Source organism: Rhodovulum tesquicola (assembly GCF_024128855.1).
In the GTDB taxonomy this organism is placed as follows: domain Bacteria; phylum Pseudomonadota; class Alphaproteobacteria; order Rhodobacterales; family Rhodobacteraceae; genus Rhodovulum; species Rhodovulum tesquicola.
The window spans coordinates 26,499-53,061 of sequence record NZ_JAMYDV010000007.1; the positions used below are offsets into that span (position 1 = coordinate 26,499).

The window sequence follows — 26,563 nt, forward strand, 5'->3', positions numbered from 1 at the left end:
TCCGCGCGATAAGATTCCTGCGGCGGCTCGGCGCCTGTGTTCGCGGCGTCTCGACGCGCTCGGTCGATGATCTGGTCAAGGCCATGGGCGCGGGCGGCATGTCCAAGAGCCGGGTCAGCCGGCTGTGTGCCGAGATCGATGAGCGGGTGAATGCCTTCCTGATCCGACCGCTGGAGGGTGCGTGGCCCTATCTCTGGCTCGATGCCACCGACCTCAAGGTCCGTGAGAGCGGTCGGATCGTCAGCCGTGCCGTGATAGTGGCCGTGGCAGTGAACGAGGACGGCAAGCGCGAAGTTCTGGGCGTCGCCACCGGCCCCTCCGAGGCCGAGACGTTCTGGACCGAGTTCCTGCGCAGCCTCGCCGACCGTGGTCTGCGCGGCGTGAAGCTGGTGATCGCTGACGATCACAAGGGCCTCCGCGCTGCGGCGCGCCGGGTCTTCAATGCGACCCACCAGAGGTGCCGCGTTCACTGGATGCGAAACGCGCTGGCCCATGCGCCGGCCAAGCAACGCTCCGCGGTGGCGGCGATGCTGAAGACGATCTTTGCTCAGGAGACCAAGGCCGACGCCGAGGCCCAATGGGAGACCGTCGCCAATGCACTGCGCGAGAAGGTCGAAAAGCTCGGCATCTTCATGGACGCCTCCCGCGACGACGTCCTCGCCTACATGGACTTCCCGCGAACACTGGGCCCAGATCGCGTCCACGACCCCACTCGACAGGGTGAACCGCGAGATCAAGCGGCGGGCCGACGTAATCGGCATCGTTCCGAATGACGAGGCCATTATCGTTCAACGGGCTTACGCCGCGCCACTGGCGCGACGGTCCCGTCTCACCGTCGGCGCGCTGATGCTCGAGACCAACGACGAATGCGCGGTCACAAGGCGCTACATGAGCCTTGAAACGCTCGTCCGCGTCACCGACAATCCCACCGTCAGGTTGCCCGCCGTGGCAACCTGATCAAGCCCTGACCTCTCCGAGGGCCGGCGCTCCTACACCATCCAGCGCGACACTGCCGACATGGAAAACACGGATATGCCAATTTATGCCCACAGCGTACCGGGCCGGCCTGTCTCGGAATGGGAGAACCTGAGAGACCATTCAGAGGCAGTGGCCTGGCGTGCAGCTTTATTCGCTGAACCTTTTGGTGGGAGAGAGGCGGCGTCGGCGCTGGGTTGGGCGCATGACCTGGGCAAGATGAAGCCCCGCTTCCAGGCCAAGCTTCTGGGCGAGTGGAACACCGAGCCTCATAGCGCCGAAGGGGCCAGACTGCTGTTGTCCCGGCACGGAAAGCTTGGCCCGTTGCTGGCGGCCTGTGTGGCGGGGCATCATTCGGGGCTTCCTGATCTCGATGACCTGACCCGGCGACTGGCCACATTGCCCGATCCGGCGCTGCCTGATTGGATGCCCGCACCAACGGCATTGGCGCCCTTTGGGCCGCTTTCCAGTGGCGCCATCACGCATTTCTCGATCCAGTTCGCCGTGCGCATGCTGTTCTCTTGCCTGGTCGATGCCGACGAACTGGAAACTGCCGCCTTTTACGACGGTATTAAGGGTCGCCCGGTGTCACGCGCCCCCGAGACCCTGACCCAGGCTCACCGAAGGGCGTATGATGCCCATATCGCGCGATTTGGTGCGACCCAAGGCCGGGTCAACGCCTTGCGCGCCGAGATCCTGAGACATGCGCGGGCGCAAGCCGCGAACGAGCCCGGCCTTTTTACCCTCACTGTGCCCACGGGCGGAGGCAAGACGCTGACCTCGCTAGGCTTTGCGCTGGACCACGCGCTGGCGCATGGGCTTGAACGGGTGATCCATGTCATCCCCTATACCTCGATCGTCGAACAGACGGCGGATGTCTTCGGCACTGCCCTGGGGCCTGATCAGGTCGTCGAGCATCATTCCAGCTTTGACTGGGATGCGGTGGATGATGACGAGGATATCAGGCGCCTACGTCGCGTGACGCGTAATTGGGATGCCCCGGTCATCGTCACCACGGCAGTACAGTTCCTTGAAAGCCTGTTCGCCGCGCGCAAGCGGCGCTGCGCCAAGCTGCACAACCTTGCTCGGGCCGTGATCGTCATTGACGAAGCCCAGACCATGCCGCGCAGGCTGCTGCGCCCCTGTTTGGCCGCGCTTACCGAACTGACGCGGCATTATGGCGCGACGGTGGTGCTTTCGACCGCCACGCAGCCGGTGCTGACCCGGAAGGCGGGGCTGGACGTGCCCGAGGCGCTGGAAGACCCGCGCGAACTGGCGCCCGATCCCCCGCGCCTTTATGCGGAACTGCGCCGGGCCAGGGTCATCGATATCGGCCCACAGGACGACACGGCGCTGTCCGACCGCATTGCCCGCGCGCCGCAGGTTTTGGCCATCGTCAACAACCGCCGCCATGCGCGCAGGCTGTTCGACATGGTGGCTGGTTTACCCGGCGCCCGCCATCTGAGCACGACTATGACGTCTCAGCACCGCAGGCAGGTTCTGGCCGAGATCCGCGACCGACTGGTCGCGGGGCTGCCCGTGCGGCTGATCTCGACCTCGCTGGTCGAGGCCGGGGTGGATGTGGATTTCCCGCTGGTCCTGCGCGCTGCTGCCGGGATTGATTCCATCGCCCAGGCAGCCGGCCGCTGCAACCGTGAGGGGCGGCTGGACGGCATGGGCGAGGTTATCGTCTTTACCCCGTCGTCCGAGGGTTCCGCCCCGCCTGAAGAGGTCAAGCAGATGGCCGAGATCGGTGTGAAGATCCTTGCAGCGCACAAGGACGACCCGCTGTCGGAACAGGCCGTCGCGGATTATTTCCGCGCACTTCTGTGGTCACAGGGGATCGAGGCGCTGGATGCCGCACGGGTCGGCCCTGAGTGCAAGTCGGGCATCCTTCGGGAGATTGCCGAGTCAGGCAGCGCGCTTGCCTTTCGCTTCGAACAGATCGCCCAGGCGTTCCGCATGATCGACGACACGCAGTCCCCGGTCATCGTGCGCGGCGGGCGCTGGGGGATTTCCGACGATCTGCTGCGTGACCTCACCCATGCCACGGGCACCGGCGGCATCGCCCGCGCCTTGCAGCCCTTTGTTGTCAACCTGCCCCACCACATCCGCCGCGAGTTGGAAACCAGCCGTGCCGCGAGCCTGTGGCGCGAGGATCTGTTCGGGCGCGAGTTCCTGCTGCTGGATCATGCGGGGCTTTATGATGACCGGGCCGGGATGCGGATGGATCGGTTCGATGAGGGCGACTTCTTCGCCTGACCCCGGCAGCTTGGCGGACCGAGTACCATGAGTGCTTTTACCGTGAAGTGTCCAACGATGGAGACGAGCATGAGATGGGACCCGAGGGAAGTGCGTGAATGGCTTCGAATGGTACCCGTTCTCATTGATGTCTTGGTCAGGCTGTCCAGATGGTTCTAGTCGCCGGGATCGGCGTGGATTGAAGCACGGTGAAAGTTCAGAGAGCAATTGGATGGCGGGAAGTTTGTATTGACTTCCCCGCCATGCCCCCCTCATTATTTTTAGCGCCGTCTTTGTCGGTGGATTTGAGTACGATATGACCTACGGCATTAAGCTTCATGTCTGGGGCGATTACGCCTGCTTTACCCGTCCCGAAATGAAGGTCGAGCGCGTTTCCTATGACGTAATGACACCTTCGGCTGCGCGGGGTATTCTGGAAGCGATCCACTGGAAGCCGGCTGTGCGCTGGGTCATCGACCGCATCCATGTCCTGAAACCGATCCGTTTCGACAGCATCCGCCGTAATGAGGTGGGCGCCAAGGTCTCGGACCGCAATGCCCGGATTGCTCAGAAGTCCGGCGATCTCTCGGGGCTTGGGCTCGATGTCACTGCCGAGCGGCAGCAGCGCGCCATGCTGGCCCTGCGCGATGTGTCCTATGGGATCGAGGCGCATTTCGAGATGACGCCCAAGGCTGGGCCCGAGGATAATCCGGGCAAGCATCGCGAGATGTTTCTGCGCCGCGCCGCCAAGGGCCAGTGCTTTCACCGCCCCTGTCTGGGCGTGCGCGAGTTTGCTGCCGACTTCGAACCCGTCGAGATCTTCCCCGAAACCACGCTGCCCCCCGAGGCCCGCAATCGCGACCTGGGCTGGATGCTTTATGACATTGATTACGCCAATGGCCGAAGCTCCGCGTTTTTTCATGCGATCATGGAAGACGGAATCATCGACGTCGCCAATGCGGCCCGCAAGGGACTTATGTCATGACCATCCTGGCGGAACTCGCCGCGCTTTACGCCCGCATGCCCGACCTGCCTCGCCCCGGCTTTTCGCGTGAGGCGATCGGTGGCGAGGTGGTTCTGGCGCCGGACGGCTCGGTGGTGGAGATGAACCTGCTGGCAGCGCCGGATGAAAAGGGCAAGCTGCGGCCACGGGCCATGGCGGTTCCCGCTGCGGTCAAGCGGACGGCAGGGATAAAGCCGAACCTGTTTTGGGATAAGTCGGCCTATGTGCTGGGCGTGGTCGCCGTGATGGATGCTGACGGCAAGCCGCAGCCCGGGCAAGCAAGCCGCACCACCCAGGAGCACGCGGCTTTCATCTCTGCGCATCTGGATCTGCTTGCGGGCGCCTCCGCGCCGGGACTGGTCGCGCTGCGCGCCTTTCTCGAACGCTGGCAATGCGAAGACTTTGCCGCCGGCGGTTTCCCCCCTGATCTGCTGGATGCCAATCTGGTGTTCCGTCTTTCAAACGAGCGCCGCTTCATTCACCAACTGCCCGAGGTTTCCGCGCTGCTTGGCGCCGCGGCAGAGGGCGGCGAGATCTGCCTTGTCACCGGCCAGACCGCCCCCGTCGCCCGCCTGCACCCGTCGATCAAGGGCGTGATGGGCGCGCAAAGCTCGGGCGCCTCGCTGGTTTCGTTCAACGAACTTGCCTATGAGTCGCATGGCAAGAAACAGGGCGACAACGCCCCGGTGTCCGAGGCCGCGAGTTTCGCCTATGGCACCGCGCTTAACGCCTTGCTGGAGCGTGGTTCTGGCCAGAACCTGCGCATCGGCGATGCGACCGTGGTGTTCTGGGTCGAAGCGAAAACGCCCGAAGAGACCATCTCGGCCACCGGCCTGTTCGGCTCCGTGCTGGCGCCCGACCCGGAAGACTCCGACACCGCCCGCAACAAGCTGGCCGCGGAACTCACCGCCATTGCCCGGGGCCGCTGGCAGGAAGCCCCTGACTACGACCCCGAAACCAAGGTCTTCGTGCTGGGCCTTGCCCCCAACGCCGCCCGGCTGTCGGTGCGGTTCTGGCATCCGGGCCGGTTGCAGGATCTGGCCGGGCGCATCGCCACCTTCTGGGACGAGCTGCGCATCCAGCCGTCGCCCTGGCGCGGTCGGGACGGCACGGAACACCCGCCCGCCGCCTGGCGCCTGCTGTACGAGGTCGCAGCGATGGGCGAAGCCCGGAATATCCCGCCCCTGCTGGGCGGCGCCTTGATGCGCGCAATACTGACCGGGTCCGATTATCCGCGAACCCTGCTGACCGGCGTGATCGGCCGACTGCGGGTCGAAGGCACACCGCCTGATCGCTTTTCCGACGGCCGGCGCGCCGCCATCATCCGCGCCGTTCTGGTGCGCAATACCAAGTGCGAGGTTCCAATGGCCCTGGACGAGACAAACGATGACCCGGCCTATGTGCTGGGCCGCCTGTTCGGCGCTTTCACCTATGCCGAGCGCAGCTATGCTGACCGCGGCGCCACGATCCGCGACAAATACATGGGCGGTGCCTCGGCCACGCCTGCGCGCATCTTTCCGGTGTTGATGAAGGGATACGAACATAACCGCGCGGGTCTGGTCAAGGCCGGCGGCCAGAAGGCCGGCGCCGGCGTCAAGGCCGAAAAGGCCGTCGCGGCGATCTTGGCCAAGCTGCCCGGGGGTGGCGAGTTGCCCGCCTCGTTGCCGCTTGAGGATCAGGGGCGCTTTTTCGTCGGGTTCTATCACCAGTTGTCGGCCTTCTACGCCAAGGCCGAGGATGCCGTGATTGACGACGCCGCAGACATCGAAGGGACCGAGTAATGACCGCCGTCACCAACCGCTATGATTTCATCCTGTTCTTCGATGTCGAGAACGGCAATCCCAATGGTGACCCCGACGCCGGCAACCTGCCGCGCATGGACCCGGAAACCTCGCAAGGGCTGGTCACCGATGTCTCGCTCAAGCGCAAGCTGCGTAATTATGTTGCCGAGGCGAAGGGCAGCGAGCCGGGATACGCCATCTACATGCAGGACGGCGCGGTGCTGAACCGGCAGCACGCCCTGGCCTATGAGGCCGAGGGGCTGAAATCCGAGGCCAAGAAGAAGCCCAAGAAGGTCGAGGATGCAGAGCGCATCACCGCCTGGATGTGCGCCAATTTCTGGGACATCCGCACATTCGGCGCGGTGATGACCACCGAAGTTAACGCCGGTCAGGTACGCGGCCCGGTGCAGCTGACCTTCGCGCGCTCGGTCGAGCCGATCATGCCCTTGGAGGTGTCGATCACCCGCTCCTCGGTCACCAATGAAAAGGACGTGGACAAGGAACGAACCATGGGCCGCAAGCATATGGTGCCCTATGGGCTTTATCGTGCGCATGGCTTCGTCAACGCCAATCTGGCGAACCGCACCGGGTTTTCCGAGGGCGATCTTGCGCTGCTGTGGGCTGGGTTCCGCGACATGTTCGAACATGACCGCTCGGCCTCGCGCGGGATGATGGCTACCCGCCGCCTGATCGCATTTCGCCATGACAGCGCGCTGGGTAACGCGCAGGCACACAAGCTGTTCGACCGGGTGAGCGTGCACCGCGCGCATAGCGGCGAGACCCTGCCCATCGGCGACGAACGCAGCCACAATTGGCCGGTCGCCCGGGCCTTCAGCGATTATGCGATCCGGCTGGACGACACGAACCTGCCCGAAGGGATCAGCATAGTTGAGCCTTTCTGACGCGGACGAGTCCCTGCCCCTGTCGGCGCTTCAGCATTGGTTGTTTTGCCCGCGCCAATGTGCCCTGATCCATGTGGAAAGGACTTGGTCCGAGAACCTCTTCACCGCCGAAGGCCGGATCCTGCATGAACGCGCCGATGAGGGCAGTCCCGAAAGCCGCGACCGCATCCGCGTTTTGCGCGCAGTGCAGATCGCCTCGGCCCGGCACAGATTGCACGGCGTGGCCGATGTGGTCGAACTGCGCGACGGCGTGCCCTATCCGGTAGAATACAAGCGCGGCCGCCCCAAGGCCCATCGTGCCGACGAGGTCCAGCTTTGCGCCCAAGGCCTGTGCCTGGAAGAGATGACCGGTCACCCCGTACCCGAGGGCGCGCTGTTTTACGGCGCTTCCCGGCGCCGCAAGATAGTGCCCCTTGATGCCACGTTGCGCGCTCTCACACTGAGGGTCGCAGATGAGGTCCGCACCGCCATAGCGACCGGCACGCTGCCCCCGCCAGTGTTTGAAGCCCGGCGCTGCGGCTCCTGCTCGATGCGCGATCTCTGCCGCCCAGCCACCCGCCGCGAGCTGGGTCGGAACTGGATGATCAACCGGATCGTCCGCGCGGGAGTGCCGGAATGAAGAAACTGCTGAACACACTTTATGTAACCAGCGAAGGCGCCTATCTGCGCAAGGATGGCGAGACCGTCGCGGTCGAGATCGACGGCGCCACCCGCGCCCGCGCCCCTGCGCATCTGCTGGGGCAGATCGTCTGCTTTGGCCAGGTCGCCGTCTCGCCTGCCCTGATGGGCTTTGCCGCCGAGGCCGGGATCACCATTTCCTTTCTGGGTTATTCGGGCAAGTTGCTTGCCCGGGTCGAAGGGCCGCAGACTGGCAACGTCCTGCTTCGCCGCGCCCAGCACGAGGCGACTAAGGCCGAGGCTGCCTTACCCGTGGCACAGGCCGTCGTAGCGGCCAAGATCGCCAACCAGCGGGCCGTCCTGCGTCGGCATTTGCGCGACTACCCCGATTCCGCTGGCAGTGTGCAGGTCGAGACCAGCCAGCGCCGCCTTGCGGATGCCGCCCGCCACGCCCTGAGCGCGCCCGATCTTGACACCCTCCGTGGGCAAGAGGGTGAGGCGGGGCAAGCCTATTGGGCGGCCTTTGCCCATCTCATCCGCAATCCCGATCCCGCCTTCGCCTTCGTCGGCCGCAATCGCCGCCCGCCCCGTGATGCCGTCAACGCCATCTTGTCGTTTCTCTATGTGCTGGCTGCGCTAGATGCCCGCGCCGCATGCGAAAGCCATGGGCTGGACCCCCAGATGGGTTTTCTGCATCGCGACCGGCCGGGCCGCATGTCGCTGGCGCTGGATCTTATGGAGGAACTGCGCGCGCCGCTGGCCGACCGAGTTTGCCTCAGCCTGATCAACCGCAGGCAGCTTGGCCCGTCTGATTTCCGAGCCGAGGAAACCGGCGCCGTGCTGCTGAACGATACGGGCCGCGAAAAGATCCTGAAAGCCTATCAGGAGCGCAAGCGCACCGAGCTGTCTCACGCCTGGCTGGGCGAGCGCATCATGCTTGGTCTGGTGCCGCAGATTCAGGCGCAACTGCTCGCCCGGCATCTGCGAGGCGACATCGACATTTATCCCGCATGGATCTGGAGCTGACTGCATGATGGTTCTGGTGACGTATGATGTGCGCACCGACAGCAGCGCGGGTCGCCGCCGCTTGCGCCGCGTGGCCCGCGCATGCGAGGATTGGGGGCAGCGCGTCCAGTTTTCGGTTTTCGAATGCGACCTCGACCCCGCGCAATGGACCGCCCTGCGCGCCCGGCTGATCGACATCATCGACCCCGAGACAGATTCGCTGAGGTTCTACATGCTGGGCAAGGAATGGCGCCGCCGGGTCGAGCATGTCGGCGCAAAGCCTGCAACGGACATGGACGGCCTGCTAATCATTTGATCCGCGAACCCCAAGCTCCCGCCCGCCCCCGCATGGGTTCGCAGCCCTGTTTTTCCTAGAACTTCGATACAAAAGGCACGATCTTCCAAGCTCGCGTCCGGCACCGAAAAAAGGTTCGCAACCTATCATATTTTTCAAATGCTCTTTCAAACTGTTAATCAAACTGGGTCGCCCCCCTCGCGGGGGCGTGGATCGAAACAAGACCGCCGGGCACTGGATCAAACGGACGCGCCGTCGCCCCCCTCGCGGGGGCGTGGATCGAAACACCTCCGCCTCGGCGGTGACGATTGCGGCGGCCCGTCGCCCCCCTCGCGGGGGCGTGGATCGAAACCGGTTCAAGGTGCGCGATGACGACGTGCCGGGCCGTCGCCCCCCTCGCGGGGGCGTGGATCGAAACCCGTCGATGATCACGTTCTTGTCGAGGGCAATCGTCGCCCCCCTCGCGGGGGCGTGGATCGAAACTGGAGGCCGCATCCATCACGGTGGACGGCGCGGGTCGCCCCCCTCGCGGGGGCGTGGATCGAAACCGGCCGATCCGGCGCGCGCGGCCGGACGAGGCGTGTCGCCCCCCTCGCGGGGGCGTGGATCGAAACACGGCCAGCGGCACATGGTCGAGGCCCGCCGGGTGTCGCCCCCCTCGCGGGGGCGTGGATCGAAACTTCTGCCTCCAGATCAAATTCTGCCGGGTCGATTGTCGCCCCCCTCGCGGGGGCGTGGATCGAAACCTTGGCCTTGTAGGCCGCCAGGAATGGCCGCCAGGTCGCCCCCCTCGCGGGGGCGTGGATCGAAACCCCGCGAGAGTGACGAGGTGATCCTGCGCCGCCTGTCGCCCCCCTCGCGGGGGCGTGGATCGAAACAACGTTCCCGAGTTCGATCCCGAAACCCTGACCAGTCGCCCCCCTCGCGGGGGCGTGGATCGAAACAGAACCTTGGCCTCACGGCCAGCGCGGCAGAGCTGTCGCCCCCCTCGCGGGGGCGTGGATCGAAACCGGCTGGCTCCGCGTGCGTCTCTGTGGCTCGGTCGTCGCCCCCCTCGCGGGGGCGTGGATCGAAACCTCCGCGACATCTGGCGCGGCCGGTCAACCTCGGGTCAGGCGCCGCTCATGACCAGTACTGTGGCGAGGCTTGGCCTGGGCAGAAGAACGCCGAAGAAAGTTTCAATTCCGATCAGTGGCTTGCCGGATAATTACGATTAACGCCCGGAGAATCTTTCTGGTGCAAGGGAGCAGAAACAACATCCTGCCTGGCCGCGTGATGGCGCGGTTCGCGACAAAAAGTACAGCAAAGACCGGCCCGGCCACGAAGATACGATGCCAGGTCCCGGTCAAGAAGGACGGAGACCAAGTTCCATGGGTAAGAAGACCGCCCCCCTCGGTCGCATGCCGCATGCCATCGGCGCGCCGCGTCATGGCCACCGCCGGTTCTCGCGCGAGACCGAGAATTTCTTTCGGGCGAAAGAGAACGGCCAATATCCTCTGCACAACAGGCTGTCGCGCGCCGCGAGCCGAGCGGACAGGCGGCGGTACCGCCGCGCGACGCCGAGGGCGCTGTAAGAACGGCTGAACCAGACAGGACCCCCACACCACTCTTCCCGCGAGGCGGGACCTTCGATCCGGCCCCGCCTCGGCCCAGACCCTGAACCGGACGCCCCCAGTCCGATGGACCGCCGCATCCTGCCGGTGCGGTGAATGGCGTCCCTGTACCTGAAGAAAAGTCCCATGCTTGATTTCCATAGCAGTCTGACGCTGCCTGCCCCGTCCCGGGCCGACCGCGATGTCGCCAATGCCTCGAAGGGGCACTGCACGGCTTTCGCGGTGCTCGGAGAAGGCGCCGGGATCCGCGTCAAGGCCGAGTCCCACCTCGAGCTCTGTCACCTGTTGCTTCTGAATGCCCGCGAGGAGGTCGTCGATCTCCGCGAGCAGGTCCGCTTCCGGTACCGCAGCATCGAGCATATTTTCGACATCGTCGCGACCCTGGCGACGGGCAAGACCATCGCCTTCACGGTCAAACCCGAGATCCGCCTGGTGTCCGGGCGGTTTCTCGAAAAGATGGGGCTGGTCACCTGGCATGCGCGCAAGCAGGATTTCGTCGACGAGGTCAGGCTCCTGACCGAGGCCGATATCGACCCGGTCGACCTTCACAACGCGAAGATCCTGGCCGCGGTCAGGCGGCCCGATCCGGATGCGGAACACGTCGCCCGCGCCGTCGCATCCGGCCTTGTCGGGGGCCGCTCCTTGCAAGATCTCACCGTGGCCACCGGCCTGCACGCCCGCGGCTACCGCGCGCTTCTGCGCCTGGTGCGCGCCGGCGTGCTTCGCACCGTCCGGCATGAACCCATCACCCCGAAAACACTGGTCTGCTGGAAAGGAGACTCCAAATGAGCCTGGATTTCGACCGCCGTTTCCCCCGCTTCCAGATCGGTCGCGAGGACCGCGTGACGATCGACGGTCAGGCGTTCCGTCTCGGTTACATGATGCAAGATGCCTATGCCCTGGTCCCTGCCGAGGGCGAGGGTGCGGCCCAGGTTTTCGAATTCGGGCATCTGAACCGGCTCAATGCCGCCGGCAAGGTCCGGCACGAGATCGAGTATTTCCTGCCGAAAGAGCTGCGCACCCGGCGCCAGCCCAGCGGTGGAACAGGGTCCTCGCTGGCCACGCTGACACCCAAGCAACGCGCGCGGATCGACCAGCGGCACGCCTTGGTCGAAGCGTTCAACGAGGTCCGGGCCGAGGGCGTGATGCAGATGACCGACGCCTCCATCGAGGCGCATATGGACGATATCTGCCGGCGTGCGTCCGCGTATCTGGCCGACCAGGTCGACCCGGAGCTTGAATGGCGCAAGCAGCAAGCCGCAGCGGGCAAGGGGCGGAAGCCCAAAGGTGGTGGAACCCTTCAGACGGTTGCTCCCGTACATCCGACCACGCTGCGGCGCTGGGTGGCCCGCGTCGCAAAATCCGGCAAGGCGGGGCTGATCGATCGGTTTTCGAATCGTGGCAACCGGACGAGCTATTTCACTGCCGAAGAAAACGCCCTGCTCGGGAAGACCGTTCGGGAAAGCTACTTGACACTCAACCGACCGCCGATGTCGAAGACCGTGACCGACGTCGAGCGCGCGTTTAGGAAGGAGAATGCCGACCGCTTGGCCGATGGGCGGCCGAAGCTCCGCGTGCCCAGCCGCGAGGCCGTGCGCCAGTGCATCAAGTCGTTCAGCCGCTTCGAGGTGCTCGTGTGTCGCTACGGCGAACAGGAGGCGATGAAAAGACTTCGGCCGGTCGGGCGTGGGCTCGAGGTCTCCCGCCCGTTCGAACGGGTCGAGATCGACGAGTGGAAGATCGATCTCGTGACGATCATGGCCAAGGCGGGAATAGACCAGTATTTCACCGAGGAAGATCTCAAGGATCTCGGCCTCGATGACGGGAAAGGCCGCTGGTGGCTGGTGGCCGCGATCGATTGCCGGACCAAGCTCATCGTGGGCATGACGCTGACGCGGAATCCCAAGACCAGCGCCGCCGCCCAGTGCCTGCGCATGGTGGTCAGCGACAAGGGCCGGTTTGCGAACGCCGCGGGTGCAAAGGTCGCGTGGAACCAGTTCGCGACGCCGGAACTGCTGGTGTCCGACAACGGCGCGGCGTTCAAATCGACCGCATTCACCGACGCCTGCGCGACGCTCGATATCACGCTGGAACGGACGATCGCGGGTCTTCCCGGCATGCGTGGACATATCGAAAGGGTGTTCCAGACGGCGGCCACGCGGCTCCTGCCGATGCTGAACGGTCGTACCTTCGGCGATGTCGCCACGCGGGGGGATCACCCGGCCGAAGCGCACGCCTGCCTGGACACCGAGGACCTGTGCTATGCTCTGGTGCGCTGGATCGTCGACGTCTATCACAACACGCCGCACGAGGGGCTCGGCCTCCGCACGCCGCTCCAGCAGTGGGAAAGCGATCTGAGGGATGGCAACTTCCCGCTCCGGGCTGCGCCGGAGATGCGCACGAAGCGCTGTGCCTTCGGTCTCCGTCTGAACCGGCGCCTCACCCGCGAAGGGGTTCGGGTGCTCGGGGTCCGTTACCATCACGAGGCGCTCGCCGCCACGGTCATCGAGGGTGGCCACAAGACCGTCGAGCTTCGCTGGGATCCGGAGGATCTCGGCGCCGTCGAGGTCGTGATCGATGGGCAGGCGCACGAGGCCCGCGCCGTTCATGCCGGGTTCGACGGGGTGGATGCCCATACGTGGGTCGCGGCGCGGCGGGCGCTGCGGACGAAATCGGCCTCCCGCAAGGCCTGGGAAGAAGAGGTCGTGTTCCGCGCGCTCGATGACATCGAGGCGTTGAACACGCGCAAGCAACTGCAGTATGGCCTGGTCGACAAGCCGATCACCGCCGAGCGCCTCAAGCATCTCGAGGAAAGCCTCTTCGCAGGGTTCCATATCACCGGCAACACCCCCAAGACCCGCACGCCGGTCGATGGCGTTGGCCGGGTGATCGAACCCCGCGCCCCGGAAGAGGAGCCGCAGGCGGCGATCTCGCAGACACCGGCCGCACCGCGTCCCGCACGGCCGCGGAGCTCCAATTCCTGGACGATCCGCAAGCCCGGAAGCGCCGACTAGGGCCAGGGGGCGGGATACTCCCGCCCAGGATGTCCGGAGACGTTCCGGCAGGCATATGAACCCCGTTCGATCCGGCCCCATCAAGGGGCCGGATTTTTTTTGATCAGAAGCGTCGCCAGCGACGGGTTTCGCTGTGTTGATCAGGTCCCCTTACCGCGAAAGACACGACCCGCCTGGGCAAGGCGCGTTCGGATTCCTAGCAGCATCGTCATCCGCTCATGCGCACCCTCCGGAGCCCACGGATCAAGACAATAGACATCACGACCAGGCTGAAGCTCCACGCGATGTCCCAATCGTTCCAGCAAGCCTTTGGCTTCTGCCCGGATTGCCCTTCGTCTCAGCGTATCATGATCAACACCATAGACCACCAGAAAGGCGAAATTCGGCGGCCCGTAGTGGCACTGAGCGCAAAACCCCAGGTCGAGATCCGGATGCCGCGCTTGCATCTCCACTTGCACAAGGGACAGGTCCTCGACGCGCGTGTCCTGCGCGGTGGCATTTCGATCGTTTGGGGAAGTATGGTCGTTCATCGTCACACCTTGGCGATTTCTATGGAAGCAAACGGCGGCCAATCAGGCTGAGCCGCCGTACTGACGGCGGTTCTCGGCTGGCGGGCGGTAAAGAGGTCCGGCATGGGATCACCGCTCCGGCGGTGGCGTCTTCGGGCCTTGCCCGAAAGAGCCCGCATCCGTTCCGGATCTCGATGAACGACACCGCACCACGAGAACGAGGGGCCGCCGGCCTGCCGCACGGGCTGGAAACAGGGCCCGATGAAGCTCGGAGAATTCTAACCCCAGCCGGCCTGCCGCAAGTGTCACGGGCCTGGAGGGTATGCTCACCGACCTTCGCCTTGAACGAAAGGGAGGGCGGCCGCGGTCATGCCGCGGCCGCCGGTGTCAGGTGGGTTGCAGGCGGTCGAACACCTGCTGGGCGTCGATCAGAGCATGTGCATGCAGGATCTTTTCGGCCGGGCCAGACAAGCGATCCAGAACCTTCGCCAGCGCAAGGCCCCGGTCTGTCCGCGAGCGTACAAGCCGGTCGTCGAAGAGCGGTTCGTCGCCGATGGCGCCAACCTCGACCGTGGCGATACGCCACTCCGTCTCGCGCTCGAGGTTCGAGGCCAGATCATCGAGGAGGCTCTCGAGATCCTGGCGGAGCCGTTTGGTGAAGACGTCGCCCTCCAGGAACGCCGCCCTGCAATCGTGCACCATGCGATGCCGGTGGCGGGGCAGCAGGTCCAGCAGGTCGTCGAAGACCCTCCAGGATTGCCGCGCCTCTCGGATCGCGGTGGCGATATGGATTTCCGGGCCCGGGACCGGGGTATTCGGGTGGAACATGATGTGGTCCTCTTCTTGTGCTGCAGCGATCCGTGCTGCGTCAAATCGGACCCGGAAGGTGTGGTGGGATGTCGGTCTCTCTGGGGGCGCGGTCTCCTTTTCCCGGGGGCTTCGGAAGGAAAGCCCCGGGAAAAGGAGGCCAGAACGCCCACGAGGGACCCGAAAGCGGACCCCTCAGCCAGGCTTCGCGCAACCCTTTTTTATTTCCGGCACTTAGCAGCCCATGGGCGCGAAAGCCCCTGAAAATGGGCGCCGAAATCGCCAAAATGGGCTTTAATTGCCCCACCAGACAGTAGTCCTGACTCTAGCGTCAGCTGCATTTCGAGTGGCCGCAATTCATGCAGGTCATGCAGCCTTCGACCATGCGCATCTCGTAGGCGCCGCAGGCCGGGCAGGCCGGGCCGCGCGGGGCCTCGCCCACCGCCAGGGCCTGGGCCCGGGGATCGGTCTTCAGCCCCGCCCCCTCGGCCTCGATGAACCCGATAGAGATGAGGTGCCGCTCGATCACCCCGCCGATGGCGGCGAGAATCGAGGGGATGTACTTGCCCTGCATCCAGGCCCCGCCGCGCGGGTCGAACACCGCCTTCAGTTCCTCCACCACGAAACTCACGTCGCCGCCGCGCCGGAAAACCGCCGAGATCATCCGCGTCAGCGCCACCGTCCAGGCGAAATGCTCCATGTTCTTGGAATTGATGAACACCTCGAAGGGCCGCCGGCGGCCGCCCATCACGATGTCGTTGATGGTGATGTAGATCGCGTGCTCGCTGTCGGGCCATTTCAGCTTGTAGGTGTTGCCCTCCAGCGCGTGCGGCCGGTCAAGCGGGTCGGACAGGTAGACGACATCCGCCCCGCTTTCGGCTTCGGGCGTCTTGTCCGAGGATTCCGACACCGCCAGCACGCTGCCCGTCACCTCGTTCGGCCGGTAGGTGGTGCAGCCCTTGCAGCCGGTCTCGTAGGCCTGCAGGTAGACGTCCTTGAACGCGTCGAACGAGATGTCCACGGAGCAGTTGATCGTCTTGGAGATCGACGAATCCACCCATTTCTGGGCCGCGGCCTGCATCTTGACATGCTCGGCCGGGGTCAGCGTCTGGGCGTTCACGAAATAGTCGGGCAAAGCGGCCTCGCCGAACTTCTCGCGCCACATCTGCACGGCGTAGTCGACCACCTCCTCCTCGGTGCGCGAACCATCGCGCTGCAGGACCTTCCGGGTATAGCTGTAGGCGAAGACCGGCTCGATGCCCGAGGACACGTTGCCGGCGTAAAGGCTGATCGTGCCGGTCGGTGCGATCGAGGTCAGCAGCGCGTTGCGGATGCCATGTTCGGCGATGGCGGCGCGCACGTCCTCGTCCATGTGGGTCAGGGACCCGCTTTCCAGGTATTTCTCGGCGTCGAACAGGGGGAACGGCCCCTTTTCCTTCGCGAGCTCGACCGACGCCAGGTAGGCGGCGCGGGCGATCCGGTGGAGCCAGCGTTCGGTCTGCCGCGCGGCCTCGTCCGAGCCGTAGCGCAGCCCTACCATCAGGAGCGCGTCGGCCAGCCCGGTGACCCCGAGGCCAATCCGGCGCTTGGCGCACGCCTCCTGCGCCTGCTGGTCGAGGGCAAAGCGCGAGACGTCGACCACGTTGTCCATCATCCGGACCGCGGTCGCCACCAGGTCGTCGAGCGCCGCCTCGTCCAGTTCCGCGATGCTCTCGAACGGGTCGCGCACCAGCCGGGCGAGGTTGATCGAGCCCAGCAGGCAGGCGCCATAGGGCGGCAGGGGCTGCTCGCCGCAGGGATTGGTGGCGGCGATCGTCTCGCAATAGGCGAGGTTGTTCATCGCGTTGATGCGGTCGATGAAGATCACGCCCGGCTCGGCATAATCGTAGGTCGCGCGCATGATCCGGTTCCACAGGTCACGCGTCTCGACCGTGTGATAGACCTTGCCGCCGAAATGCAGTTCCCACGGCTTGTCGTCCTTGACCGCCGCCATGAAGGCATCCGTCACCAGCACGCTGAGATTGAAGTTGCGCAGCCTAGCGGGATCCTGCTTGGCGGTGATGAAGGCCTCGATATCGGGGTGATCGCAGCGCATCGTCGCCATCATCGCGCCGCGGCGCGAACCCGCGGACATGATCGTGCGGCACATCGCGTCCCAGACATCCATGAAGGACAACGGCCCCGAGGCATCCGCCGCCACCCCCAGCACATCGGCGCCGCGCGGCCGGATGGTCGAGAAATCGTAACCGATGCCGCCGCCCTGCTGCATCGTCAGCGCGGCCTCCTTGAGCATGTCGAAGATGCCCGCCATGGAATCGGGGATCGTGCCCATCACGAAGCAGTTGAACAGCGTCACCGACCGCCCGGTGCCCGCGCCCGCCGTGATACGGCCTGCGGGCAGGAAGCGGAAATCCTCGAGCGCGGCATAGAACCGGTCCTCCCAGAGGGTGGGATCCGCCTCGGGCTCGGCCAGCGCGCGGGCGATGCGCCGCCAGGTATCCTCGACCGTCAGATCGACGGGCGCGCCGTCGGCCGCCTTGAGGCGGTATTTCATGTCCCAGATCTGTTCGGCGATGGGGGCGGAGAAGCGGGTCATCTGGGGAATCCTCGGAAAGTCGGCGGGCCTTCCACAATACGGGTCCGCCTTGAACTCCGCAACAATTAGCCTAGGCTTGGCGTTCATCAACAGAATCTGGGGGCAAGATGGCGGCGGCCCATGTCAATCTGGTGAAGCTCTGCGTGGGCGCCGAGCGGGTCGAGGATCTGCTGGAATGGCAGCGAAATCCGCGTGCCCTCGGGCCTGACGGGTTGCCGTGCCATGTCACGCGGATGTGGCCGAAGCGCGCCGACGAGGTGCTGGCGGGCGGCTCGCTTTACTGGGTGTTCAAGGGGGTGATCCTGGCGCGGCAGCGGGTGCTACGGCTGGACCCGGTGACCGGAGCGGACGGGATCGCGCGGTGTGCCATCGTGCTGGACTCACAGGTGATCCGGACCGAGGCCGCGCCACGCCGGCCGTTCCAGGGCTGGCGCTATCTCGACCCGCGCGAGTCGCCGCGCGACCTGTCCGGCGCCCGCGCGCATGAGGACAGCCTGCCGCCCGGGCTGATGGCGGCACTGGCCGAGATCGGGGTGCGCTGAGGGCGCGCGCCTCAGGCGTCAAGCCCCAGACGTGCGGCCAGCGCGCGGAAGCTGTCATGCGCCGCCCCGTCCCAATTCGCCGCGCGCGCCTTGAACAGCGTCGCCTGGCTGCGGTGGATCAGACCGTCGGACAGGATCTTCAGGTGGTTCGCGCGCAGCGTCTCGCCGGTCGAGGTGATGTCGGCGATCGCCTCGGCGGTCAGGTTCTTGACCGTTCCTTCGGTCGCGCCCTGGCTGTCGACCAACTGGTAATCGGCCACGCCCGCCTCGCGCAGGAACTCGCGCACCAGTCGGTGATACTTGGTCGCGATGCGCAGCCGGTGCCCATGCGCCGCCCGGAACGCCGCTGCGGCCGCGTCCAGATCGTCCAGCGTGTCGACATCCGCCCAGCAGCGCGGCACCGCGATCACCAGATCGGCATAACCGAAGCCCATCGGCTCCAGCGCCACGACGCGCGTTTCCCAGTCGGCGATCCGCTCCTGCACCAGATCCGACCCCGTCACGCCCAGATGGATCCGACCCGCGGCCAGTTCGCGCGGGATCTCGCCCGCCGAAAGCAGCACCAGTTCCACCCCCGCGATGCCCTCGACCGCGCCGGAATATTCGCGTTCGGACCCGGTGCGGCGGATGTTCACCCCATGGCCCGCGAACCAGTCGAAGGTCTTGTCCATCAGCCGCCCCTTGGACGGCACGCCCAGCTTCAGCGTCATTGCCCGCCCTCCCGTGTCAGGGCCAGCACCAGTTCGGGCCGGATCACGCCGCCCACCGCAGGCACCGCGCGGCCCTGGCCCAGGATGCGGGTCAGCGCGTCATAGCGACCGCCCGAGGCCACGGGCGGCAGGTCGGGCCGGGTTTCGGCGTAGAAGCCGAAGACGAAGCCGTCGTAATATTCCATCGTGGTGCGGCCATAGCTGGCCTCGAAATCCAGCAGATCGACGTCGATCCCCTGCCCCTCCAGCGCCTCGAGCCGCGCTTCCAGCAGGTCGAGCGCGGGCGCGATGGCGGGCAGGTCCACGGCGATGTCGCGCATATGGGCCAGCGCGTTCGGACAGGTTTCGCGGATCGACAGCATGTCGTCCAGCAACTCGACCTCGGCCGCCGAAATCGGCGGCTCGGCGGCATCCTGCACCAGCGTTTCAAGGCGCGCGGCCACATCCGCGCGCGAGCGCAGGCCGATCTCGGGTCCGGCCGCATCCAGGATCGCCGCGCCCCCCTTCGCCTCGATCTCGGCCAGAAGCCGTTTGCGCGCCTCGGGCACGGGTGCGCGGCCGCCGAACCGGTCCAGCAGCGCGCGGAACCGGCGCGGGCGCCAGACATGGCGACGCAGCGCCGCCTTGCGCTTGGGCGTGGTCGACAGCCCCCCGATGGCGGCCAGCAGAAGCCCGATATCGCCGGTCGCGGCGCGCAGGCCTAGCGGCGACAGCACCTCGGAGAACAGCGCGAACACTTCGGCATCGGCCTCGGCCGGGTTCTCGCCGCCGAACAGCTCGTAGCCCACCTGGATATATTCGTTGGGCCGGTTCGGGTCGCGTTCCTGGCGGCGGAACACCTCGCCGCAATAGGTGTAGCGCGCCGGATCGCCGCCCGCCTGCATGTGCATCTGCACCACCGGCACGGTGAAATCGGGGCGCAGCATCTGTTCGCCCCGCGCCGCATCGGCGGTGACATAGGCGCGCGCGCGGATATCCTCGCCGTAAAGGTCCAGAAGCGTGTCCGCCGGTTGCAGGATCGCGGCCTGCACGGGGTCCGCGCCCGCATTGCGGAAAAAGGCGTGCAGCCGCTCGGCCTGCGCCAGGATCTCGGCCTTGGACGCCATCGCTCAGTCCCCGTTCCGGGCCAGCAGCCGTTTCACCTGTGCCACCAGTTCGGCGCGCGGGGCCTCGAACTGGGCGGGCTGCGACTTCCATTCCTCGAGGCTGGCGCTTTCAGCGATCTTCGCGCCCAGCACCAGATCCTTGATCTGGACGACATCGCGCGCGGCCTCGTCGCCGCCCTGGATGACGGCCACGGGCGAGCCGCGCCTGTCGGCATATTTCAACTGGTTGCCGAAATTCTTCGGGTTGCCCAGATAGACCTCGGCGCGGATGTCGGCAGCGCGCAACTCGCCGACCATCGCCTGGTAATCGGCCATCCGGTCGCGATCCATCACGGTGACGATCACGGGACCCTGCATGGTCTGCCCCGCCCGCCCCTTGGCCCGCAGCGCAGCCAGCAGCCGGTCGACGCCGATGGACACGCCCGTCGCGGGCACCTTCTGCCCGGTAAAGCGTTCCACGAGGCCATCGTAGCGCCCGCCCCCCGCGACCGAACCGAACTGCCGCGGACGGCCCTTTTCGTCGAGGATCTCGAAGGTCAGTTCGGCCTCGAAGACGGGGCCGGTGTAGTAGCCGAGGCCGCGGACCACGGAGGGGTCGATCACGATGCGGTCGGGGCCGTAGCCTTGGGCTTGCAGCAAGCCTACCATCTGCTCCAATTCATCAGCGCCTTCGATGCCGACTTGCGATCCAACGACGGCTTTTCGCAGGTTTGCGATGGTGTCCTTGTTGGTGCTCCCTTTAGCAGTCAAGAAACTCAAGACCACACGTGCGTCGTGCGGATCGAGGCCAACGCCCTCAATGAACGCACCAGACTGATCCTTGCGTCCGGACGTCAGAAGCTCGAACACCCCATCAATGCCGACCTTGTCGAACTTGTCGATAGTCCGCAGCACGTCTTCAGAGGCTAACTTCTCCACATCTTTTCGGATGACCTCAGAGTACGCCGCCTCGACGGTTCCTCGCAGATCGTCGCCTTCCGGGTAGGCCTTGTTAAGCCCGATTACATCCAGAACCCCGTTCAGCACCTTCCGGTTGTTCACCCGCACGATGTAGTCGCCGCGCTCGATCCCCACGGCCTCCAGCGCGTCGGCCAGCATGGCGCAGATCTCGGCATCGGCGGCCACCGTCGCGGCGCCCACCGTATCGGCATCGCATTGATAGAACTGGCGGAACCGGCCCGGCCCCGGCTTCTCGTTGCGCCAGACCGGCCCCATGGCGTAGCGGCGATAGGGGGTGGGCAGGTCGTTGCGGTATTGCGCGGCGACACGGGCCAAGGGTGCTGTCAGGTCATAGCGCAGCGCCAGCCAGTCGCCATCCTCCTCCTGCCAGCCGAAGACACCGGCATTGGGGCGGTCGACATCGGGCAGGTACTTGCCCAGCGCGTCCAGCGTCTCGACCGCCGAGGTTTCCAGCGGATCGAAGCCGTAGCGGTGATAGACCGCGGCGATCCTGTCCAGCATCGCCTTGCGCTCGGTCACGTCCGCGCCGAAATAGTCGCGAAAGCCCTTGGGCGTTTCGGCCCTTGGGCGCCGGGTTTTGGTATCCTTGGCCATGGCTGTCTCGCCCGTCCCTTGCGCTGTCGCGCGGGGTCTAGCGGATGGGGGGCGGCGGGGCAAGGTGGCGCAGGAGGACAGGCATGGCCGAGGGATGGGCACTGGAAGAACGGATCGCGCAACTGATCCGCGAGGTCGAGGACCTGTCCGACGAACTGGCCCGGCGCGGGCGCGAGATCGACCTCTTGCGCCGGCAGGTGGACATGCTGCTGGACCGCGAGGCCGGGCGCGAGTTCGAGGCGGGCGGCACGGTGCCGCTGGCCGACCAGAAACCGCCGCATTGGTGATCGCGTCAGGCGTCGGCCCGTCCGCCTTCGCCATCCTTCACGATGCCATTGGGGGTGCGTGCCTCGCCGCTCTTGCGGGCGGCGCGGATCATCGCCTTGTGCTGGCGCATCCTGTCCGGGTCAGCATAGCCGCGGGGATGGTCGAGATGAACCAGCGGCGCGGTAAACCGCAGATGCCGCCCGCGCACGCCTGCATTGTTCAGCCGCACGCCAAGATGCTTGTCACCGCCGCCATATTTGATCGTCTCGTCATAGCCGTTGATCGCCAGAAGATCGCTGCGCCAGACCGAGGCATTCGCCCCGCACAGCGCCCGGCGGACGGGCGATACCAGGTCGAGGGCCGCCATGACCGGCACCGGGAAGGGGCGCGTCTTGAGCCAGGTCGACAGCTTGCGGATCGCCCGGTTGCGGCGCAGCCAGCCCCGGTCGAAGACCTGCCCGCTTTGCACCATCTCGGGCGTCACGCTTGCCGTGGCTTCGGCGTCCAGCCGGATCAGGCTGCCGGTCGAGAATCGTCCGGGCCGGGTCAGGCGCAGATGTCGGGCCACGAAATCGGGATGGATCATCACGTCGCCGTCGATGAAGACCAACAGCTCGGCGGAGGAACTGGCAATCGCCTTGTTCAGGATCGCGTTCTTCTCGAAGCCCCGATCCTCGTGCCAGAGGTGACGCAGCGCAAGATCCGGATGGCGCGCGGCGAAGGCGTCGATCACCGCCCGGGTTTCGGGGCCGGATCCGTCATCGGCGATGCAGATGCCGTCGGGCATGACCCGCTGCATGGCCACCGATTCCAGGCACAGGGCCAGGGAGCGGGGATTGTTGTAGGTCGAGACGATCAGTTCGGAATGCATGGGCGCGCGGGCTCGGTCGGTTAACGGGGTTCTAGCGCAGGCCCCTGGCCTCGGCCAGCCCGCAGACCGGGTGCGGCCATCAGAATTCCTCGACCAGCGCCACGCCCGGCAGAGATTTCAGCGCACCCTTGACCGCGGGCGTCACCGGATAGGTGCCGCGCAGCCGCAGGCAGCAATCGCGCAGCTGCGTCTCGCCCTCGACCGTCAATTGCAGGTTCAGCACCCGCAGCCGGATCGGCCCGCCCGCCCTGCCCCGTGGCGCTGCGCCCAACTGGTCCAGCAGGCCGCGCACGCATTGCGCCGCCTCGGCGGTCTCGATGGTGATTTCCAGCCCCGCCGCGCCCGCATCGGCAATCGCGGAATCCATAGGCTGAACGCCGCGGATCGTCGGATCGAACTGGCCCTCGCTGAACCGGCCTTCCAGCGTCGCCACCACCTTGTCGGTGGTCTCGAACACCTTGCGCGCGGCGGCAAGATCGGCCTCTTCGCGCGGGAACATGGCGACGCCCGCAAGCTGGCCGGTGGGGTCGGACAGGTCCATGCGGAAATAGCGCGTGCCCTTGGCGCTTTTCATCTCGCGCAGGCCCGAGACCAGCACGCCCACCTTGACGACCGCCCCCCCGCTGCGCTCGGCCGTCTCGCGCGCGGCGGCAAGGCTGAGCACGGACTTGCGCTTCAGCGCCGCCATGTAATCGTCCAGCGGATGGCCCGACAGGTAGAAGCCGACCGCCTTGTGTTCCTCGGCCAGCCGCTCGGCGGGCAGCCAGTCGGCAACCGGGGCCAGCCGCGGCTCGGGCAGGTCGTCGCCCGCCTCGCCGAAAAGCGACACCTGCGCCGAGCCGCGCTGGTCATGGATCGCGGCGGACCAGGCCGACAGCGCATCCAGGCTGTCGAAGACCCGCCGCCGGTTCGGGTCAAGCTGGTCGAAGGCGCCCGCGCGGGCCAGCATCTCCAGCGGCCGCTTGCCGATGCGTTTCAGATCCACCCGCCGGGCAAGATCGAAGATCGTGGCAAAGGGCCGGTCGCCGCGCGCCTCGACGATCAGGCGCATCGCCTCGACACCGACATTCTTGAGCGCACCCAGCGCATAGACCAACCGCCCCCCGCTGACCGAAAAACCCGCCTGCGAGCGGTTCACGCAGGGCGGCACGATGCCGATGCCCAGCCCGCGGCGGACTTCTTCGGCATAGATGCCCAGCTTGTCGGTCAGGTGGATATCGCAATTCATCACCCCGGCCATGAACTCGACCGGGTGATTGGCCTTGAGCCAGGCGGTCTGGTAGCTGACCACCGCATAGGCCGCCGCATGCGACTTGTTGAAGCCGTAATTGGCGAATTTCTCCAGCAGGTCGAAGACCTCGCCCGCCTTCTGCTTGGGCACGCCGTTCGCCACCGCGCCCTCGACGAATTTCGGCCGCTCCTTGGCCATTTCCTCGGCGATCTTCTTGCCCATCGCGCGGCGCAACAGGTCGGCGCCGCCAAGCGAATAGCCCGCCATCACCTGCGCGATCTGCATCACCTGTTCCTGGTAGACGATGATGCCCTGGGTTTCCGCCAGGATGTGGTCGATCGAGGGATGGATCGATTCCAGCGGCCTGAGCCCGTGCTTGACCTCGCAATAGGCGGGGATGTTCTCCATCGGGCCGGGACGATACAGCGCCACCAGCGCGACGATATCCTCGATGCAGGTGGGCTTCATCCGGCGCAGCGCGTCCATCATGCCCGAGCTTTCCACTTGGAACACCGCGACCGTGCGGGCGCTGGCGTAAAGCTCGTAGGTCTTCGGATCGTCCAGCGGGATATGCCCGATATCGTTCTCGGCGCCGGGTTTGGGCTGGTAAAGCGGCGTGCCGTCCGCGCCCTCGTGCAGGGCCCGCCCGCCCGCGCGGATCAGGTCGATTGCGTTCTGGATGACGGTCAGCGTCTTCAGCCCGAGGAAGTCGAACTTGACCAGCCCCGCCGCCTCGACCCATTTCATGTTGAACTGGGTCGCGGGCATGTCGGATCGCGGGTCCTGATAGAGCGGCACCAGCTCGTCCAGCGGCCGGTCGCCGATCACCACCCCCGCGGCATGCGTCGAGGCATTGCGGAGCAACCCCTCGACCTGCTGGCCATAGGTCAGAAGCCGGTCCACCACCTCCTCGACGCGGGCGGCCTCGCGCAGGCGGGGCTCGTCGGCCAGCGCCTTCTCGATGCTCACGGGCTTGACCCCCTCGACCGGGATCAGCTTCGACAGCTTGTCGACCTGGCCATAGGGCATCTGCAAAACGCGGCCCACGTCGCGCACGGCGGCCTTGGACAGAAGCGCGCCGAAGGTGATGATCTGCGCCACCTTCTCGCGGCCATAGCGCTGCTGGACATAGGCGATCACCTCTTCGCGCCGGTCCATGCAGAAGTCGATGTCGAAATCGGGCATCGACACCCGCTCGGGGTTCAGGAAGCGTTCGAACAGCAGGCTGTAGCGCAACGGATCCAGATCGGTGATCGTCAGCGCATAGGCCACAAGGCTGCCCGCGCCCGACCCCCGCCCCGGCCCTACCGGGATGCCGTGATCCTTGGCCCATTTGATGAAATCGGCCACGATCAGGAAATACCCGGGAAAGCCCATCCCCTCGATGATGCCCAGCTCGAACTCCAGCCGCTTCTCGTACTCCTCCAACGGCGCGGCATGAGGGATCACCGCCAGCCGCGCTGCAAGACCCTCCCTGGCCTGGCGGCGCAGTTCCTCGACCTCGTCCTCGGCAAAGCGGGGCAGGATCGGCGCGCGCTTGGCCGCCTTGAAGGCACAGCGGCGCGCGATCTCGACCGTGTTCGCGATCGCCTCGGGCAGGTCGGCGAACAGCGCCGCCATTTCCTCGGGCGACTTGAAATGATGCTGCGGCGTCAGCCGACGGCGCGGCTCGGCCTGATCGACATAGGCCCCATCCGCGATGCACAGGAGCGCGTCATGGGCCTCGAACATCTCGGACTTCGGGAAATGCACGTCATTGGTCGCGACCAGCGGCAGGTCCATCGCATAGGCGATCTCGACATGGCCGCGCTCGGTCGCCGCCTCGGCCTCGGTCAGCCGTCCGCCCGCGCCCGGATGGCGCTGCAACTCGACATAAAGCCGCCCAGGAAAGGCGCGCGCCAGCCGTGCCGCCAGCGCCTCGGCCTTGCCCCGCTGACCGGCCCGCAGGAACCGCCCCAACGGCCCGTCCGGCCCGCCGGTCAGACAGATCAGCCCGGCCGCATGCGCCTCCAGTTCCTCTTGCGTGACCTGCGGCAGCTGCCCCGCCTTGCCCAGGTACAGGCAGGAATTCAGCTTCATCAGGTTGCCATAGCCCGCCTCGTTCTGCGCCAGCAGCACGACCGGCGCAGGCGGGCGCGGCCGTTCGCCGGGGGCAACCGGATCATGGGCAAGGTCGATCTGGCAGCCCAGGATCGGCTGGATGCCCGCGCCCGTCGCCAGAACCGAGAATTCCAGCGCGGCGAACATGTTGTTGGTATCGGTCACGGCCACGGCGGGCATGCCTGCCGCCTTGCACAGGTCGGGCAGCGTCTTCAGCCGCACCGCCCCCTCGAGCAGCGAGTATTCGGTATGCAGTCGAAGATGGATGAATCGCGGCGCAGCCATTGCGCGACCCTAGCCCCCGCACCGCCCGCCGAAAAGCCCGCACCGCATCTTCTTCTGGCCTTAAATATCCCCGCGCGGAGCGCGCGCCCGGCATCGCCGGGCGCCACGCCCAACCCCGGGCAAGCGGGGCGCAAGCCCCGCGCGGTCCCCGGGGCGGGAGCGCCCCCCGCCCGCTCAGACCGCGCCTTCCACCAGCTCGATCCGGTTGCCGAACGGATCGTCGATACAGACCCGGCGCGGCCCCGGCAGGCGGTCATCCCGGCGCAGGTCGAGCCCGGCCCGCTCCAGCCGCTCGGCCAGCGCATCGAGCTTGCGCACCATCAGCGCCGGATGCGCCTTGCGCGCCGGGCGAAAGCCGGGCTCGACGCCCAGCCGGATCCGCAACTCTCCGCGGCGGAACCACAGCTCGTCCGGGGGCGCGCCGGGGCCCTCCTCCTCGTCGAGGCCAAGCAAGTCGCCATAGAACGCGCGCGCCTCGGCCGCGCCGCCCTGGGGCATCGCAAGCTGGACATGGTGCAGGGCGTGGGGGAACATCCGC

20 protein-coding genes, 1 pseudogene and 1 CRISPR repeat array are annotated in these 26,563 nt (G+C 66.2%); of the genes and pseudogenes, 12 read left to right on the forward strand and 9 right to left on the reverse strand.

The window, feature by feature from the left end; genetic code table 11:
* Nucleotides 1–32: 32 nt before the first annotated feature.
* The 10 genes and pseudogenes from NHN26_RS08135 to NHN26_RS08180 all read left to right on the forward strand — a co-directional run.
* Nucleotides 33–957, forward strand: a pseudogene (locus NHN26_RS08135) (IS256 family transposase); the annotation flags it as partial.
* A 75-nt stretch (nucleotides 958–1,032) separates the two neighbouring features.
* Nucleotides 1,033–3,237, forward strand: coding sequence for a CRISPR-associated endonuclease Cas3'' (locus NHN26_RS08140; protein WP_253088995.1), 2,205 nt, complete (start codon nucleotides 1,033–1,035; stop codon nucleotides 3,235–3,237).
* Nucleotides 3,238–3,532: 295 nt separating this feature from the next.
* A complete protein-coding gene (cas5c, locus tag NHN26_RS08145) occupies nucleotides 3,533–4,201 on the forward strand; it encodes a type I-C CRISPR-associated protein Cas5c (RefSeq protein WP_290442881.1) in 669 nt (222 codons plus the stop codon).
* Nucleotides 4,198–6,000, forward strand: a complete 1,803-nt coding sequence (gene cas8c / locus NHN26_RS08150) for a type I-C CRISPR-associated protein Cas8c/Csd1 (RefSeq protein ID WP_253088997.1) — start codon at nucleotides 4,198–4,200, stop codon at nucleotides 5,998–6,000. The genes cas5c and cas8c overlap by 4 nt, the downstream gene beginning before the upstream one ends.
* Entirely contained in the window at nucleotides 6,000–6,902 is a 903-nt protein-coding gene (cas7c, locus tag NHN26_RS08155) for a type I-C CRISPR-associated protein Cas7/Csd2 (RefSeq protein WP_253088998.1), read from the forward strand. The genes cas8c and cas7c overlap by 1 nt, the downstream gene beginning before the upstream one ends.
* Nucleotides 6,889–7,521 carry a CRISPR-associated protein Cas4 gene (gene cas4 / locus NHN26_RS08160; RefSeq protein ID WP_253088999.1) on the forward strand — a complete coding sequence of 211 codons (633 nt, stop codon included), beginning with the start codon at nucleotides 6,889–6,891 and terminating at the stop codon, nucleotides 7,519–7,521. Before cas7c ends, cas4 begins: the two co-directional genes overlap by 14 nt.
* The gene (gene cas1c / locus NHN26_RS08165; protein WP_253089000.1) at nucleotides 7,518–8,546 is read left to right on the forward strand and encodes a type I-C CRISPR-associated endonuclease Cas1c; all 1,029 of its coding nucleotides are present in this window, start codon (nucleotides 7,518–7,520) and stop codon (nucleotides 8,544–8,546) included. The genes cas4 and cas1c overlap by 4 nt, the downstream gene beginning before the upstream one ends.
* A gap of 7 nt (nucleotides 8,547–8,553) precedes the next feature.
* On the forward strand, nucleotides 8,554–8,841 hold the full coding sequence (gene cas2 / locus NHN26_RS08170) for a CRISPR-associated endonuclease Cas2 (protein ID WP_435594184.1): 288 nt from the start codon (nucleotides 8,554–8,556) through the stop codon (nucleotides 8,839–8,841).
* Between the two features lie 167 nt (nucleotides 8,842–9,008).
* A CRISPR array of direct repeats spans nucleotides 9,009–9,896; the repeat unit is 32 nt; unit sequence GTCGCCCCCCTCGCGGGGGCGTGGATCGAAAC.
* A 663-nt stretch (nucleotides 9,897–10,559) separates the two neighbouring features.
* Nucleotides 10,560–11,222, forward strand: coding sequence for a hypothetical protein (locus NHN26_RS08175; protein ID WP_253089002.1), 663 nt, complete (start codon nucleotides 10,560–10,562; stop codon nucleotides 11,220–11,222).
* A complete protein-coding gene (locus NHN26_RS08180) occupies nucleotides 11,219–13,447 on the forward strand; it encodes a TnsB C-terminal domain-containing protein (protein ID WP_253089003.1) in 2,229 nt (742 codons plus the stop codon). The genes NHN26_RS08175 and NHN26_RS08180 overlap by 4 nt, the downstream gene beginning before the upstream one ends.
* A gap of 140 nt (nucleotides 13,448–13,587) precedes the next feature.
* On the opposite strand, the gene NHN26_RS08185 is transcribed toward NHN26_RS08180, so the two are convergent.
* The 3 genes from NHN26_RS08185 to NHN26_RS08195 all read right to left on the reverse strand — a co-directional run bounded on the left by NHN26_RS08185 (nucleotide 13,588) and on the right by NHN26_RS08195 (nucleotide 17,359).
* Nucleotides 13,588–13,977: a UPF0728 family protein gene (locus NHN26_RS08185; protein WP_253089004.1), complete on the reverse strand. Its 390-nt coding sequence runs from the start codon at nucleotides 13,975–13,977 to the stop codon at nucleotides 13,588–13,590.
* Between the two features lie 366 nt (nucleotides 13,978–14,343).
* Nucleotides 14,344–14,784, reverse strand: coding sequence for a hypothetical protein (locus tag NHN26_RS08190; protein ID WP_253089005.1), 441 nt, complete (start codon nucleotides 14,782–14,784; stop codon nucleotides 14,344–14,346).
* A gap of 310 nt (nucleotides 14,785–15,094) precedes the next feature.
* Nucleotides 15,095–17,359 carry an adenosylcobalamin-dependent ribonucleoside-diphosphate reductase gene (locus tag NHN26_RS08195; RefSeq protein WP_253089006.1) on the reverse strand — a complete coding sequence of 755 codons (2,265 nt, stop codon included), beginning with the start codon at nucleotides 17,357–17,359 and terminating at the stop codon, nucleotides 15,095–15,097.
* Between the two features lie 107 nt (nucleotides 17,360–17,466).
* Here NHN26_RS08195 and NHN26_RS08200 point away from each other — a divergent pair, with 107 nt between their 5' ends.
* A complete protein-coding gene (locus NHN26_RS08200; RefSeq protein ID WP_253089007.1) occupies nucleotides 17,467–17,901 on the forward strand; it encodes a DUF1489 family protein in 435 nt (144 codons plus the stop codon).
* 11 nt (nucleotides 17,902–17,912) lie between these two features.
* Here NHN26_RS08200 and hisG read toward each other — a convergent pair whose 3' ends face one another.
* The 3 genes from hisG to hisS are packed head-to-tail and all read right to left on the reverse strand — an operon-like array spanning nucleotide 17,913 to nucleotide 21,271.
* On the reverse strand, nucleotides 17,913–18,611 hold the full coding sequence (gene hisG, locus NHN26_RS08205) for an ATP phosphoribosyltransferase (protein ID WP_253089008.1): 699 nt from the start codon (nucleotides 18,609–18,611) through the stop codon (nucleotides 17,913–17,915).
* On the reverse strand, nucleotides 18,608–19,717 hold the full coding sequence (locus NHN26_RS08210) for an ATP phosphoribosyltransferase regulatory subunit (protein WP_253089009.1): 1,110 nt from the start codon (nucleotides 19,715–19,717) through the stop codon (nucleotides 18,608–18,610). Before NHN26_RS08210 ends, hisG begins: the two co-directional genes overlap by 4 nt.
* Nucleotides 19,718–19,720: 3 nt before the next feature.
* Nucleotides 19,721–21,271, reverse strand: coding sequence for a histidine--tRNA ligase (gene hisS, locus NHN26_RS08215; protein WP_253089010.1), 1,551 nt, complete (start codon nucleotides 21,269–21,271; stop codon nucleotides 19,721–19,723).
* Nucleotides 21,272–21,354: 83 nt separating this feature from the next.
* Between hisS and NHN26_RS08220 the strand changes: the two genes are divergently transcribed.
* Nucleotides 21,355–21,558 (forward strand): SlyX family protein, encoded by a 204-nt coding sequence (locus NHN26_RS08220; protein ID WP_132695537.1) that lies wholly within the window; start codon nucleotides 21,355–21,357, stop codon nucleotides 21,556–21,558.
* A gap of 5 nt (nucleotides 21,559–21,563) precedes the next feature.
* Here the strand turns inward: NHN26_RS08220 and NHN26_RS08225 are convergent, their stop codons facing one another.
* The 3 genes from NHN26_RS08225 to NHN26_RS08235 form a co-directional block, all read right to left on the reverse strand.
* Nucleotides 21,564–22,409, reverse strand: coding sequence for a glycosyltransferase (locus tag NHN26_RS08225; protein WP_253089011.1), 846 nt, complete (start codon nucleotides 22,407–22,409; stop codon nucleotides 21,564–21,566).
* Between the two features lie 79 nt (nucleotides 22,410–22,488).
* Complete coding sequence (dnaE, locus tag NHN26_RS08230) at nucleotides 22,489–26,025, reverse strand: DNA polymerase III subunit alpha (RefSeq protein ID WP_253089012.1); 3,537 nt, start codon at nucleotides 26,023–26,025, stop codon at nucleotides 22,489–22,491.
* A gap of 174 nt (nucleotides 26,026–26,199) precedes the next feature.
* Nucleotides 26,200–26,559 (reverse strand): VOC family protein, encoded by a 360-nt coding sequence (locus NHN26_RS08235; protein ID WP_253089013.1) that lies wholly within the window; start codon nucleotides 26,557–26,559, stop codon nucleotides 26,200–26,202.
* Nucleotides 26,560–26,563: the final 4 nt, after the last annotated feature.